We start from the raw sequence: 12,820 nt of genomic DNA, 5'->3' as shown, positions 1-12,820 counted from the left end.
CCCCCCCCCCCGCCCCCCCCCCGCCGCCGCCCGGCCCCCGCCGCCCGGCCCCCTTGCACAGGGCGGCGCCCGCAGCGCGGCGACGCGCCCCTGTCGGATGTCAGGGACCGCTGCGGCCTGCGCGTTCCTAGGCTGGCGAGCACTGGCCCCGACCCCACGTCAGGGCCGTTCCACCAGCGAGGGAGAACCCCATGCGAAGGATCACCCGTGCCCTGGCCGCCGTCGGGATCGCGGCCGCCGCGCTGACCACCGCGGGCACCGGCAGTGCCGGCGCCGCCGACGGCTCGTGGGCGGGCTGCCCGTCCGGCGCCGTGTGCGTCTACCCGCAGGACCAGAACCCCGCCTCCTCCCCGAGCGCGGTGTACTGGAGCTACGGCGCCCACAACCTGAGCGGCCAGAACGGCAACCACTGGGTGCTGAACAACCAGACCGGCGGCGCCCACGCCCACCTGTGCCAGAGCTACGGCGGCGGCAACTGCGTGTACGACATCCCGGCCCAGAACGGCGTCTACTACGACCTGGGTCCGATCAACTCCATCACCCTCGACCGCCCCTGACGGTCGGTCACCGGGATCCGGGGTGCCCGCCGCATCGGGGGGACGGCGGGCGCCCCACCCCTCTCCCGCCCCTCACCCACCCCCAGCCTCACGGCGCCCGGCCCGGCGCGAAGCCCGCCCCGGCACCGCCCCACCCGGGCGGCGCCGGGGCATTACCGTATTGTGCCCAGTTTGGCAAGTGAACACGCCGCCGAGGCGGAAAGCGTTCACGAAGATAACGAATAGCAGCGGAAGGCCCGGAGTCTGGTTTTACTTCTTGACGCCATGTACGCGGCCAGGTTTAACTCCCCCCACCCCCCGCCGCACCGTCGCGGCGTCCCCAGGGAGAGGCAACAGATGAACGCCCTACTGCGTCGCGCCCTCGTATCGACCGCCGGCCTCGCACTGGCCCTTTCCATGACCGCCGCCTGCGGAAAGGCCGGCGGCGACAAGAAGGACTCCGCCGCCTCCGGCGACACCACCTCCATAGGCCTGCTGCTGCCCGAGAACGCCTCCTCCGTACGCTACGAGTCCTTCGACCGGCCCTTCATCGAGGCCAAGGTCAAGTCCCTGTGCGCGAGTTGCAAGGTGCTCTACAACAACGCCGAGGGCAGCGCCGCCAAGCAGAAGCAGCAGTTCGACACCCTGCTCACCCAGGGCGTCAAGGTGATCATCCTGGACGCCTTCGACGCCGCCTCCACCCAGGGCTGGGTGCAGGAGGCCGCCGCCAAGGGCGTCAAGGTCGTCGCCTACGACCGCCTGGCCACCGGCCCGGTCGCCGCCTACGCCTCCTTCGACAACGAGAAGGTCGGCGAACTCCAGGGCCAGGCCCTGCTGGACGCGCTCGGGCCGCAGGCCGCGGACGCGAACATCGTCATGATCAACGGCGACGAGGCCGACCCCAACGCGGCCCAGTTCAAGACCGGCGCCCACAAGGTCCTGGACGGCAAGATCAAGAAGGTCGTCTACGAGCAGTCCGGGCAGTGGAACCTCACCGTCGCCGGGCAGAAGGCCGCCGCCGCCGTCACCCAGCTCGGCAAGAACGGCTTCCAGGCCGTCTACTCCGCCAACGACGGCATGGCCGGCGCCATCATCACCCAGCTCCAGGGCTCCGGCATCAAGGTCCCCGTCGGCGGCCAGGACGCCAGCCTGGACGCCATCCAGCGCGTCGTGGCCGGCGACCAGGCGTACACCATCTACAAGGCCTACCGCCCGCTCGCCGACAGCGCCGCCGAACTGGCCGTCGACCTGCTCCAGGGCAAGGACGTCAAGTCCGTGGCCACCACCACCGTGGACAGCTCCACCGACAAGAACATCCCCGCCAAGCTGCTGGACGCCAAGGTCGTCACCAAGGCCAACATCGCCCAGACCGTGATCGCCGACGGCCTCTACAAGGTCTCCGACATCTGCATCGCCGACTACGCCGCCGCCTGCACCGCCGCCGGCCTCAAGTAGCCCTACGATCTAGGTGGTTCACGTGTCAGGCGCACCCCTCCTCCAGCTGCGCGCGGTCTCCAAGCGCTTCGGCGCCGTCCAGGCCCTCAGCGACGTCGACCTCGCCGTCCACCCGGGCGAGGTCCTCGCCCTCGTCGGCGACAACGGCGCCGGCAAGTCCACCCTCGTCAAGACCATCGCCGGCGTCCACCCCGTCGACGAGGGCACCATCACCTGGCACGGCGAGGCCGTACGCCTGGCCCGCCCCCAGGACGCCACCGCACTGGGCATCGCCACCGTCTACCAGGACCTCGCCCTGTGCGACAACCTGGACGTCATCGCCAACCTCTTCCTCGGCCGGGAGCAGACCCGCCGCACCCTGCTCGACGAAGTCGCCATGGAGCAGCGCGCCCGCGAACTGCTCGACAACCTCTCCATCCGCATCCCCGACGTGCACGCCCCCGTCGCCGCCCTCTCCGGCGGCCAGCGCCAGGTGGTCGCCATCGCCCGCGCCCTGGTGGGCGAGCCCTCCGTGGTGCTGCTGGACGAACCCACCGCGGCGCTCGGCGTCGAACAGACCGCCCAGGTCCTGGACCTGGTGGAGCGGCTGCGCGAACGCGGCCTCGGCGTCATCCTCGTCAGCCACAACATGGCCGACGTACGGGCCGTCGCCGACACCGTCGCCGTGCTGCGCCTGGGCCGCAACAACGGCCTGTTCCCCGTCACCGGCACCACCCAGGAGCAGATCGTCGCCGCCATCACCGGCGCCGACGACAACGCCCACGCCCGCCGCCGGGCCCGCCGCGCCGAGGAGGAGGACGCCGCATGACCACCCCCGCCACCGATCCCCGCCTGCACGTACCCGCCCCCACCTGGGCCGGGCGCGCCGACGCCGCCCGGCGCCGGCTGGCCTCCGGCGAACTGGGCTCCCTGCCCGTGGTCGTCGGACTGGTCGTCATCGCGATCGTCTTCCAGTCCGTCACCCACCACTTCCTCCAGGCCGACAACCTCACCAACATCACCCGCTTCATCGCCGGCCCGGGCCTGATCGCGGTGGGCGTCGTCTTCGTCCTGATCCTCGGCGAGATCGACCTCTCCCTCGGCTCGGTGGCCGGCGCCTCCTCCGCGATCACCGCCGTCCTCGCCGTGCACCAGGGCTGGCCCGAATGGCTGGCCATCGCCGCCGCCCTGGGCGGCGCGTGCGCGATGGGCCTGCTGCACGGGCTGCTGTTCGCCCGCGTCGGCGTGCCCGCCTTCGTCGTCACCCTGGCCGGCATGCTCGCCTGGAGCGGCCTGCAGGAATGGGTCCTGGGCGACGGCGGCACCGTCAACAACCACCACGGCGGCATCGTCGCGAGCCTGGACTCCACCTTCCTCGGCGACGGCGACATCGCCTACGCCTGGGGCCTGGCGGTCCTCGCCCCCGCCCTCTACCTCCTCGCCCACCTGCGCACCGCCCGCCGCCGCTCCGCGGCGGGCCTGGCCGCCCGCCCGCTCGCCGACACCGCCCTGCGCGCCGGAGCGCTCGCGGTGCTGTCCCTGGCCGCCGCGTACGCCCTCAACCAGGACCGCGGGCTGCCGCTGTCGCTGGTCGTCCTGCTCGGCGCCGTCGTCGCCACCGACTTCGTCCTGCGCCGTACCCGCTACGGGCGGCAGGTCTTCGCGGTCGGCGGCAGCGTCGAGGCCGCCCGGCGCGCGGGCGTCAACGTCGCCCGGGTCCGGATCTCGGTGTTCATGCTCTCCGCCCTGCTGGCCGGCCTCGGCGGCCTGTTCTACGCCTCCCAGCAGGGCTCCGCCGACAAGCAACTCGGCAGCGGCAACGTGCTGATGATGGCCATCGCCGCCGCCGTCATCGGCGGCACCAGCCTCTTCGGCGGGCGCGGCAACGCCTGGTCGGCGCTGCTGGGCATCCTGGTCATCCAGTCCATCACCACCGGCCTGGACATGGTCCACGCCGCCCAGGCCATCCAGTACATGATCACCGGCGCGGTCCTGCTGGCCGCCGTCGTCCTGGACTCCGTGACCCGCCGCACCCGCGCCGGCGCCGGCCGCCGCTAGCGCCTCCCTCTCCCCGGGCCCCGGACGTCCGCGGGCACTCCCCCTCACTGCGGGCAGCAGGCCCCCGAACGCCCCCTCGCGCCCCGACGAACACTCGGGCCTGCGGCGTTGGCGGTGGGAGGCGAGGGGATCGGCGACGGCCGGCCGGCGGCGACTGTGGAAAACCGCTGTCCGGCCACCGGAGCGCGGTGATAGACATCCCGCGTGCAAAAGAATCTTGAGTTCCCCGACCTGCTGCGACTGATCGACGAAGGGTCGAGCGCCTTCCGCGCCGCGGTCGCCGCCGCGCCCAGCCTCGACGCACCGGTGCCGTCGTGCCCCGGGTGGACGCTGTTCGATCTGGTGAAGCACCTGGGCGGGGGAGACCGCTTCTGGGCCGCCATCGTCGGCGCGGGGCCTGCCGACGCTCCCCCGGCCGAGGCCGCCGCCGCGCGCGCCGCCCTGGAACTGCCGCGCGAGCGTGAGGCCCTGCTGGCCTGGCTGGAAGCGTCGACGCAGCTGCTGCTGAGCGCCCTGCGCGAGGCAGGACCGCAGAGCGGTTGCTGGGCGTGGTGGAGTGGCCGGCAGACGCCCCGGACCTCCGGCGGGGTCGCCCAGCACCGGGCCCAGGAGAGCGCGGTGCACACCTACGACGCCCAGCTCGCCGGGGGCGCCCCGCAGCCGCTGCCGCTCGAGGTGGCCCTCGACGGTGTGGAGGAGTTCCTGTTCACCTGCGTCGCGACGCCCAGTGCCTGGCCGCACGAGCCCACGACCTTCGACTTCCACGCCGCCGAAGGCCGCTCCTGGCGCCTCACCGTCGACGGCAACGGCGCACGCTCCGCCCGCATCCCCGCGCCCACCGCCGCGACCGGCGAGGGCCCGGACCCAGCCGGCGCCTCCGTCCACGGCACGGCCAGTGAGCTGGTCCTCTACTTCTACGACCGGATCCAGGCCGAATCCTTGCACGTTGACGGAGACGCAGGGCTGCTCGACCTGCTCCGCGCCTGGGAGCCGGAGCACTAGGACGCAGCGGGCGCGGCCGGCCGCGTCCCGCAGAACGTCTTGCCAGGCGGGCGCGACCTTCGCCAGCACCGCCCGGCACCACGGGCAGCGCCGAATCCGTCGGGTCACGCCACCAGCGTTGCACCGCCCGAGGCGGCCGGGCCCAGGGCGCTCCCGCGGCCTCCGGCCCCCGAACCCGTGGGTCGGGCAGGGATCGTCGAGGGGCCGGTCCCCCGGCTGAGGCCGGGCGCCTTCACCGAGGCGTCCACACCGGAACCGGTGGACACGGTGATGGCCGCACACGACCGGGGCGAGCGACGGCGTCGAACACTCCCTGCCCGCCTGGTCGTGTGCTTGATACCGACGCTGTGCCTGATCGCTCGGGAGCCGTACGAGGAGGCCGTGCGGCTGCCGGCGACCGACGGCCCGCAGATCGACGTGCCGGACACCCGCAGCAACGCCACCACCTTCGACGGGCCCTGCCCCCCCAACGCCTCGTGCCCACCTGCCGGCCCGGTCGCCGCCCGACCCGCTCTCCCGCACACAGCACGACCTGCCGGACGGGACGTTCATCTCCGGGACCCTGCCGAGGAAGCAGCACATGCTCCGGGCGAAGAGGGCCGGCCGCCCGCTCCCGGACCGGGTGTCCTGCCTGGCCGCCGTCCGGGTCATCCGCCGCACCGTCGCCGCCCCGGACGCCGCCACCGCCACCGGGCTGCAGCACGCCCTGGTCGAAGCCCGCGAGGAACCGCGGCACCGCCTGCTGCCCGCCCGGTGCCGGCGCGAGCAGGCCCGGATGGTGAAGAAACCGCCCAGCCACTCCCCGGAAGCGGATCCGGTCCGGGATGGACAAGGCCGCGGTCGGCCGCCGGCACGGCTCGAAGAAGCCGAAGTCCCCCCCGCAGCACGGCGACCGCCCTGGGCGCCGGCCGCCTGTCGAACGCCCACACACCCCCGTCCGAGGACGACGTCCGAGCCTGGTGTCGGGCGCGTGGTGCGCCGGAGCGGGTGGCCGACCTGATCGCCACGCTGCGCGCCGTGGCAGGAATGTTCGTGGAGTGGCGGCGGACGGAGCGGGCCGGACCGCAACAGGCTCAGGATGCCCGGCGCCCGCTGTACGAGCGCACGCACCGGTGTCGGTCCGATGTTCCCCTGTCAGCCGCATCCCGTTCCGATGACTCGGCGGTCGCGGTGCTGCGGATCGTTCGGGGAACTGGAGCCCGGTGCCCCGCCGCCTCACCGGTGCGGCGGGGCACCGGGGTTGACCCGCTCCGGGCCGGGACCGCGCCCCGGCCCAGCCCGTCCACCGCGCGACGTCCCCGGGTGCTGCTCACAGGCCTGCGAGCAGCACCGGACCACCCCGGCCGGTCCCGTGAGCGCTGGAAGTCGGCGGGGCCGACTCCTGCGCTCACGGGCGGGCCGCCTGGGTGTGGCAGCGGGTGAGGGCGAGTTTGATGCGGGGGTCGGGGGCGGGTTCGGCGGCGAGGAGTTCGCCGGCGGTGACGAGGGTGGTCCAGTAGCGGGTGGGGTCGCCGGTGGCGGGGAGGGGGCGGGCGGCGGTGAGGGAGAGGTAGGCGGCGGTGAGGTTGCCGGTGGTGAACCAGCGGGCCAGGCCGTGCTGGTGGCCGGCGCGGATGCCGCCCATGGCGTCGATGGCGGTGAGGAAGAGGTCGACGATCGCGAGGCCGGTGGGGGTGAGGGTCTTGGGGATGTCGAAGACGCCGAGGGCTTCGAGGAGTTCACCGGTGTCGGCTTCGGAGCCCGGGCGGGGATCGGCGAGGAGGGCGTCATGGCAGTCGTCGAGGCGGCGGGTGGCCTCGGCGAGGGGGATGTCGAGCGCGAGGCAGACGGCACGGGCGGCCGGGAGGGGCCGGCCGCAGCGGCGGGCGAGGAGGGCGTAGGCCTCGGCGGGGGTCAGGCCCCGGGCGAGGGCGTGACGGGCGAGGGTCGGGAGGGGAGGGAGCATCGGCGGCGCGCTTTCAGGCGAGGGTGAAGGTGGGGGCGATCAGCGCCCAGACGAACTTGCCGATGCCACCGGAACGGGGGCAGCAACCCCAGCGCTCCGCGAGTTCGTTGACGAGGAGCAGCCCGCGCCCGCACTCCTCGTCCGGCCTGGACGAGCGGACGGAGGGCCGCCCGGCTCCCGCGTCGTGGACCTCGATGCGGAGGCGGTTGCAGACGAGGGCGAAGCGGACCTCGATCAGGCGGTCGGCGGGAGCGCCGGCGTGCTGGACGGCATTGGCGAAGAGTTCGCCGAGGAGGAGTTCGGCGATGTCGCGGTAGCGGTCGCCGGCGGGGAGGCCGGCGAGGTAGGCGCGGAGCAAGTGCCGGGCCAGCGGGGCGGATTCGGTCCGGGAGTCAAGGCGGGCGGCGAACGCGCGGGGGCGGTGGGAAACGAGCACGGCGAAGTTCCTCGGGGGGCGGATGAGGGAGCGCGAGGGTAGTGCGCAATCACGCTATGCATGCGATTGATTGCGTTCTGGTGTCAATCATCGAGGCTGTGGAGGTAGCGTGAGGCCAGATCGACGTGCGGGACGTCCGGCGCACAACTGGGGGCAGCCATGACACAGCGGAAGATCAAGCGGGGAACGACCGGGAGCTCGGCCATCATGTTCGGCGAGGAGCTCAAGTACGCCCGAGAGGCAGCGGGTTACACGCAGGAGGACGTGGGCAAGCTCCTGCACCGCGACCGGACGGTTGTCTCGCGCACGGAGGGCGGCAAGCGGAAGCCGTCGGCTGAAGAGGTTGAGGACTTCGATCGGTTGTACGGCACTGGCGACTTGCTGAAGCGGTTGTACGGGCGGGTCGACTGGGATGCGTCGATCGAGCACCCCGACTGGTTCCAGGAGTATGTGGATCTGGAAGCCCTTGTTGTCGGGGTGCGGGCATATCAGGACGGCACTATCTACGGCCTGTTGCAGTGCCGTGAGTACGCGCGTGCGCTCTTCGCGACTGGCGATGCTGCTGGCAACTTGGACGAAATCGAGGAGCTGACCAGGGCTAGACTGAGCCGACAGAATCGATTTCTTGTGCCGGATGGACCGTTGCTTCTCGTCATCCTTGATGAGAGCGCGATCCGTTCGGCCGTCGGCGGCCCGGGCGTAATGCGACGCCAGTTGGAACACCTGCTGCAGGTGGCCCAGCTTCCGAACGTAGTAATTCATGTACTGCCGTTCGCGAACCGGCGGGCTCTCATCAAGACGGCTATGGTGTTGCTGGAGCTCCCGGATGGGCAGCGCATGGTGTACTCGGAGAGCCTTGAGCGAGGGCATCTGACTGATGCTTCCGACGCCGTGATCAAGAACCAGCGTCGCTATGATCAGCTCCGTGGCGAATGCCTGTCAGAGGTCGACTCGCTTCGGTTGATTGCCGAGGTGCTGGAGGAGTTCAGGGATGAAGAGCAACGAGTTCGCCGCAGCCGCATGGATGAAGAGCAGCTACAGCGGCAACGACGGCGGCAACTGCATCGAGGTGGCCCCCGGATTCCCCGGCCTCGTCCCCGTACGTGACTCCAAGGACCCCCACGGCCCGGCCCTCGTTTTCCCGGCCGCCGCCTGGGAAGCCTTCGTGGCAGGCGTCCGCGAGGGCGACTTCCCGGCGTAGAACTCCAAGGAGCCGACCGTGTTGACCTGGCGCAAGAGCAGCTACAGCGGCCCGGACGGCGGCGACTGCATCGAGGTGGCATCAGCTGCCTGGCGCAAGAGCAGCTACAGCGCCCAGCAAGGACAGTGCGTCGAGGTGGCCCCCGGATTCCCCGGCCTCGTCCCCGTGCGTGACTCCAAAGATCCGCAGGGAGCAACTCTGGCCTTCCCGGCCGAGGCTTGGGTGGCGTTCGTCGCCGCCGTTCGTTCCGGCGAGTTCGGCGGCATCTGAACCGGAGGCGGCAGAGCATGCCCAGGCGTGACTTCGTCGACGATCCGGACGCCCCCGAAGCGAACTCCCTCGTCCCGGCCGCGTCCGTCGTCGTGGTCGACGACGCGGGCCGCGTGCTCCTCCAGCGCCGGACCGACAACGGCATGTGGGCGCTGCCCGGCGGCAGGATGGACATCGGTGAGTCGCTCGCCGGGTGCGGCATCCGGGAGACGCGCGAGGAGACCGGCATCGACGTCGAGATCACCGGGATCGTCGGCACTTACACCGACCCGGGCCACGTCTTCGCCTACGACGACGGCGAGGTCCGCCAGGAGTTCTCGATCTGCCTCCTCGGGCGGCCGGTCGGCGGGGAGCTGCGGGTGTCCGAGGAGTCCCACGAGGTGGCGTGGTTCACCCCGGAGGAGACGGACGCTCTGCCGATGGTGGCGAACATCCGCAGGCGGCTGGCCGACTGGCGCTGCGGGGCGATCCCCGTGGTGCGCTAGCCTCGGGCTTTTCGCGAGGGCTGCCGTCCACCGCCCGAACGTCCTACCTGGGGAGGTCTTGTGAGTCCGAGTCCGCGCGAGGTGTTTCTCCGGCTCGTCCATGGAGTCGCCGACGGGAACTTCGAGGAGTTGGCCGACCTGTACGGAGAGGTCACCGATGTCCGGCATCCGATGGCGACGCCGGCGGCCGGGCCGTTGACGAGTCGGGACGCGCTCCGGGAGCACTTCACCGTGCCGCCGGACGTGCGCGGGTCTCTGCCGAAGCGGCGGGTCGTCGATGTCGTCGTGCACGAAACCGCTGATCCCGAGGTGATCGTCGCCGAGTTCGCCTACGAGTTCACGCTGCCGGACGGCTCCGTGAGCAAGGTGCCGTGCGTCTTCGTCATGCGTGTTCGGGACGGTCGGATCATCGAGTCACGCGACTACATCGACCCGATCCGTAGGTACACGGCACGCGGGGACCTCGACCGGCTCATCGCGTCGTTGCACGAGGCTGCTTCCTGAGATCCCTGCCCCGCCGGCCCCATCGGGTCCGCGGGGCAGGGGAGTTCTCAGTCGGGGCGGGGGCGCCGGCTGAGCCGGCCTCCGTGACGAGGACGCCGCCGGGGAGACGGTGCCGCCGGGGCGGGTGATGTGGGACAGCACCCGGTGGTCGGTGTGGTGGCGGGGGTCAGATCTTCCCGGAGAAGGTGTCGCACTGGGCGAGGTCGCCGCTGCGGTAGCCGGTGGTGAACCAGGCCTTGCGCTGGTCGGCGGAGCCGTGCGTCCACGCCTCCGGGTTGATCTTGCCGGTGGCCTGCTTCTGGATCCGGTCGTCACCGACGGCGGCGGCCGCGTCCAGGCCCTGGGCGATGTCCTGGTCGGTCAGGGCCGCGATCAGCGGACGGCCCGTGGAGGCCTGCGGGGTGGTGGTCGCGTGGTGGGCCCACACCCCGGCGTAGCAGTCGGCCTGCAGTTCCAGGCGCACCGAGGCGCTGTTGGCGCCCTGGCGGTCGCCGCCGACCTTCTGCATGGTGCCCAGCAGCGTCTGGAGGTGGTGGCCGTACTCGTGGGCGACGACGTAGGACTCCGCGAAGGGGCCGCCCTTGGCGCCGAACCGGGTCGACAGCTCGTCGAAGAAGCCCAGGTCGAAGTAGGCCTTCTGGTCGCCCGGGCAGTAGAACGGGCCCACCGCCGAGGTCGCCGGGCCGCAGGCGGTGGAGACCCGGCCGGTGAACAGCACCGTCTGGGCCGGCTTGTACGCCGTCTTGGTGCGGCGTGGCAGCTCCGTGCCCCAGAACTCCTGCAGGCTGTTGGTGACCGCGGTGATCCGGCAGTCCTGGCGCTTGTTGGCGTCCGCGCCCTTCTTGCAGGCCTGCTGCACCTCCCCGTCGGTGCGCGCCGAGGAGGAGGACGTGCCGCCGCCGGAGGACAGGCCCAGCAGCTGGGGGTCGACCCCCAGGATGACCGCGAACAGCACCGCGATCAGGCCCACCGCCCCGCCCCCGATGGCGACTTTCCCGCCCGGGATGCCGCGCCGGTCGTCCACCTGCGAGGTGTCGAGGTCGCCCTGGTCGTCGAACTGCATGCCCGTGCCTGCCCGTTTCTGTCGTTGTGTCGGTGTGTCGGTCTGTCGACGCGTCGGTATGCCGGTACGTCGGTATGCCGTGGTGTCGCTTTGGTGACGGTTCGTGCCCGCCCGCGGCGCCGTCCAGCCTACGGGCAGCGGGCCCTGGCCCGCCGCAGCCGCAGCGTCACACCCGGGCGTCCCCGGCGCCGGCGCCCACCACCCGCGGCAGCTCCAGGCGGGACGCGGCCTCGCTGCCCGCGGCGGCGGTGTGCACCAGCAGCAGCTGGTCCTGCCCGCCCGCGGCCAGCACCTCGCACTCCAGCTCCAGCTCCCCCACCACCGGATGCAGTACCCGCTTGCGGCCGCTGCGCCGCTGCGCCACCTCGTGGCGCTCCCAGCAGGCGGCGAACTCCTGCCCCGTGGCGAGGAGTTCGGCCAGCAGCTCGGCGACCCGCCGGTCGCCCGGGCGGGCCGCGTGGGCGGCGCGCAGGCCCGCCACATGGGCGCGGGCCAGCGCCTCGTGGTCCTGCGGCGGGAACAGTGCGCGGTCGGCCGGGTCGGCGAACCAGCGCAGCAGCAGGTTGCGCCGCCCCGGGCGGCCGGCGTCCCCGAACACGGCGGCGTCCCCGAACACGGCGGCGGCCATCGCGTTCTGTGCCAGCACGTCCCCCAGGTCGGAGACCACCTGCGCGGGCGTGTCGTGCAGCCGGTCCAGGATCAGCAGCAGGGCGGGGCGCACGTGCGCCAGCGCGCTGTGGCGCCGCGGCGGCTCGTGTCCGGCCAGGTGGAACAGGTGGTCCCGCTCGTCCTCGCTCAGCCGCAGCGCCCGCGCCAGCGCCGCCAGCAGCTGTGGCGAGGGCTGCGGGCCGCGTCGCTGTTCCAGCCGGGCGTAGTAGTCCACCGACAGGCCCGCCAGCTGCGCCACCTCCTCCCGGCGCAGCCCGGGGGTGCGGCGCCGGGCCCCGGGCGGCAGGCCGACGTCGGCGGGTGTCAGGCGGGCTCGGGTGCGGCTGAGGAAGTCGGCGAGGGCCTCACGGTCGATCATGGTGCCCAGCATGGCGTGGAGCGGGGTGGGGTAGCCGGGGAGTGCCGGTCCCGGGTTCACGGTTGTGGTCTAGGGTCGTCCCCCGTGTCCGATACCCCGTCATCGTCGCCCTCGTCCTACCCGCACACGACCGCCGAGGCCTACGACGCCCTGGCCGTGCGCTACGCCGACTTCGTCAAGGACGGCCTGGCCCACCTGCCGCTGGACCGCTCCTTCGTCACGGCGTTCGCCGACCTGGTGCGCGCCACCGGGAACGCCCGGGTCGCCGACCTGGGCTGTGGCCCCGGCTATCTGAGCGCGGCCCTGCGGGAACGGGGGGTGGACGTCTTCGGCGTCGACCTCTCCCCCGAGCTCATCGCCATCGCCCGCCGGACGTATCCGGGTCTGCGCTTCGAGGTCGGCTCGATGGGCGCCCTGGAGGTGGCGGACGGCGCGCTGGGCGGCGTGGTGTCCTGGTATTCGCTGATCCACACCCCGCCGGAGCAACTGCCCGCCTACCTGGCCGAGTTCCGCCGCGTCCTGGCCCCGGGCGGGTGCGCGCTGCTGGCCTTCTTCGAAGCCGACGGCGAGCCGGTGACCCCGTTCGACCACGCGGTGACCACCGCCTACCGCTGGCCGTTCGACGCCCTCGCCGCCCTCGCGGGCCAGGCCGGCTTCACCGAGACCGCCCGTCTGCTGCGCGCCCCGGGCGAGGGCGAGCGCTTCCGGCGCGGCCACCTGCTGCTGCGCGCCGTCTGACTGCGGCCCCAGGGCCTCGCCGGCCTGCGGGGCCGGCGGGCGGGCCCACCCCGGCACGGCTGCGCCCCGGGCAGGCCCGGTGGGGCCCGGCGGGTGGGCCGGGGACACCCCGGCCGGCAAG

16 protein-coding genes are annotated in these 12,820 nt (G+C 72.7%); 12 read left to right on the top strand and 4 right to left on the bottom strand.

The window, feature by feature from the left end:
• Window positions 1-191: 191 nt before the first annotated feature.
• The 6 genes from BG452_RS18795 to BG452_RS48110 all read left to right on the top strand — a co-directional run bounded on the left by BG452_RS18795 (window position 192) and on the right by BG452_RS48110 (window position 6,452).
• Window positions 192-557, top strand: a complete 366-nt coding sequence (locus BG452_RS18795; protein ID WP_188305490.1) for a hypothetical protein — start codon at window positions 192-194, stop codon at window positions 555-557.
• Between the two features lie 336 nt (window positions 558-893).
• Window positions 894-1,991, top strand: coding sequence for a sugar ABC transporter substrate-binding protein (locus tag BG452_RS18790; RefSeq protein ID WP_188305489.1), 1,098 nt, complete (start codon window positions 894-896; stop codon window positions 1,989-1,991).
• Between the two features lie 22 nt (window positions 1,992-2,013).
• Complete coding sequence (locus BG452_RS18785) at window positions 2,014-2,799, top strand: ATP-binding cassette domain-containing protein (RefSeq protein ID WP_188305488.1); 786 nt, start codon at window positions 2,014-2,016, stop codon at window positions 2,797-2,799.
• The gene (locus BG452_RS18780) at window positions 2,796-4,028 is read left to right on the top strand and encodes an ABC transporter permease subunit (protein WP_188305487.1); all 1,233 of its coding nucleotides are present in this window, start codon (window positions 2,796-2,798) and stop codon (window positions 4,026-4,028) included. The genes BG452_RS18785 and BG452_RS18780 overlap by 4 nt, the downstream gene beginning before the upstream one ends.
• 204 nt (window positions 4,029-4,232) lie before the next feature.
• A complete protein-coding gene (locus BG452_RS18775; RefSeq protein WP_188305486.1) occupies window positions 4,233-5,030 on the top strand; it encodes a maleylpyruvate isomerase family mycothiol-dependent enzyme in 798 nt (265 codons plus the stop codon).
• Between the two features lie 177 nt (window positions 5,031-5,207).
• Window positions 5,208-6,452, top strand: a complete 1,245-nt coding sequence (locus BG452_RS48110; protein WP_411292970.1) for a transposase domain-containing protein — start codon at window positions 5,208-5,210, stop codon at window positions 6,450-6,452.
• On the opposite strand, the gene BG452_RS18765 is transcribed toward BG452_RS48110, so the two are convergent.
• Together BG452_RS18765 and BG452_RS18760 are read right to left on the bottom strand one after the other, a co-directional pair.
• Window positions 6,418-6,975, bottom strand: coding sequence for a hypothetical protein (locus tag BG452_RS18765; protein ID WP_188305484.1), 558 nt, complete (start codon window positions 6,973-6,975; stop codon window positions 6,418-6,420). The two genes, BG452_RS48110 and BG452_RS18765, sit on opposite strands and share 35 nt — an antisense overlap.
• Window positions 6,976-6,988: 13 nt before the next feature.
• Complete coding sequence (locus tag BG452_RS18760; protein WP_188305483.1) at window positions 6,989-7,411, bottom strand: ATP-binding protein; 423 nt, start codon at window positions 7,409-7,411, stop codon at window positions 6,989-6,991.
• 207 nt (window positions 7,412-7,618) lie between these two features.
• Here BG452_RS18760 and BG452_RS18755 point away from each other — a divergent pair, with 207 nt between their 5' ends.
• From BG452_RS18755 to BG452_RS18740, 5 genes are read left to right on the top strand one after another with little or no spacing between them, the layout of a single operon-like run.
• Window positions 7,619-8,518 carry a helix-turn-helix domain-containing protein gene (locus BG452_RS18755; protein WP_188305482.1) on the top strand — a complete coding sequence of 300 codons (900 nt, stop codon included), beginning with the start codon at window positions 7,619-7,621 and terminating at the stop codon, window positions 8,516-8,518.
• The gene (locus tag BG452_RS45770) at window positions 8,436-8,612 is read left to right on the top strand and encodes a DUF397 domain-containing protein (protein WP_223242405.1); all 177 of its coding nucleotides are present in this window, start codon (window positions 8,436-8,438) and stop codon (window positions 8,610-8,612) included. The genes BG452_RS18755 and BG452_RS45770 overlap by 83 nt, the downstream gene beginning before the upstream one ends.
• 18 nt (window positions 8,613-8,630) lie before the next feature.
• Window positions 8,631-8,882: a DUF397 domain-containing protein gene (locus BG452_RS18750; RefSeq protein WP_188305481.1), complete on the top strand. Its 252-nt coding sequence runs from the start codon at window positions 8,631-8,633 to the stop codon at window positions 8,880-8,882.
• 17 nt (window positions 8,883-8,899) lie between these two features.
• Window positions 8,900-9,367 carry an NUDIX hydrolase gene (locus tag BG452_RS18745; RefSeq protein WP_188305480.1) on the top strand — a complete coding sequence of 156 codons (468 nt, stop codon included), beginning with the start codon at window positions 8,900-8,902 and terminating at the stop codon, window positions 9,365-9,367.
• Window positions 9,368-9,427: 60 nt separating this feature from the next.
• The gene (locus tag BG452_RS18740; RefSeq protein WP_188305479.1) at window positions 9,428-9,871 is read left to right on the top strand and encodes a nuclear transport factor 2 family protein; all 444 of its coding nucleotides are present in this window, start codon (window positions 9,428-9,430) and stop codon (window positions 9,869-9,871) included.
• Between the two features lie 166 nt (window positions 9,872-10,037).
• Here BG452_RS18740 and BG452_RS18735 read toward each other — a convergent pair whose 3' ends face one another.
• Together BG452_RS18735 and BG452_RS18730 are read right to left on the bottom strand one after the other, a co-directional pair.
• The gene (locus tag BG452_RS18735; protein WP_188305478.1) at window positions 10,038-10,934 is read right to left on the bottom strand and encodes a neutral zinc metallopeptidase; all 897 of its coding nucleotides are present in this window, start codon (window positions 10,932-10,934) and stop codon (window positions 10,038-10,040) included.
• Between the two features lie 166 nt (window positions 10,935-11,100).
• Window positions 11,101-11,958, bottom strand: a complete 858-nt coding sequence (locus tag BG452_RS18730; protein WP_188305491.1) for a helix-turn-helix transcriptional regulator — start codon at window positions 11,956-11,958, stop codon at window positions 11,101-11,103.
• 87 nt (window positions 11,959-12,045) lie between these two features.
• Between BG452_RS18730 and BG452_RS18725 the strand changes: the two genes are divergently transcribed.
• Window positions 12,046-12,699, top strand: a complete 654-nt coding sequence (locus tag BG452_RS18725; RefSeq protein WP_188305477.1) for a class I SAM-dependent methyltransferase — start codon at window positions 12,046-12,048, stop codon at window positions 12,697-12,699.
• Window positions 12,700-12,820: the final 121 nt, after the last annotated feature.

This window comes from Streptomyces sp. CBMA123 (assembly GCF_014596465.1).
Lineage (GTDB): Bacteria > Actinomycetota > Actinomycetes > Streptomycetales > Streptomycetaceae > Kitasatospora.
This window is presented reverse-complemented; position numbering and strand designations above follow the sequence as displayed.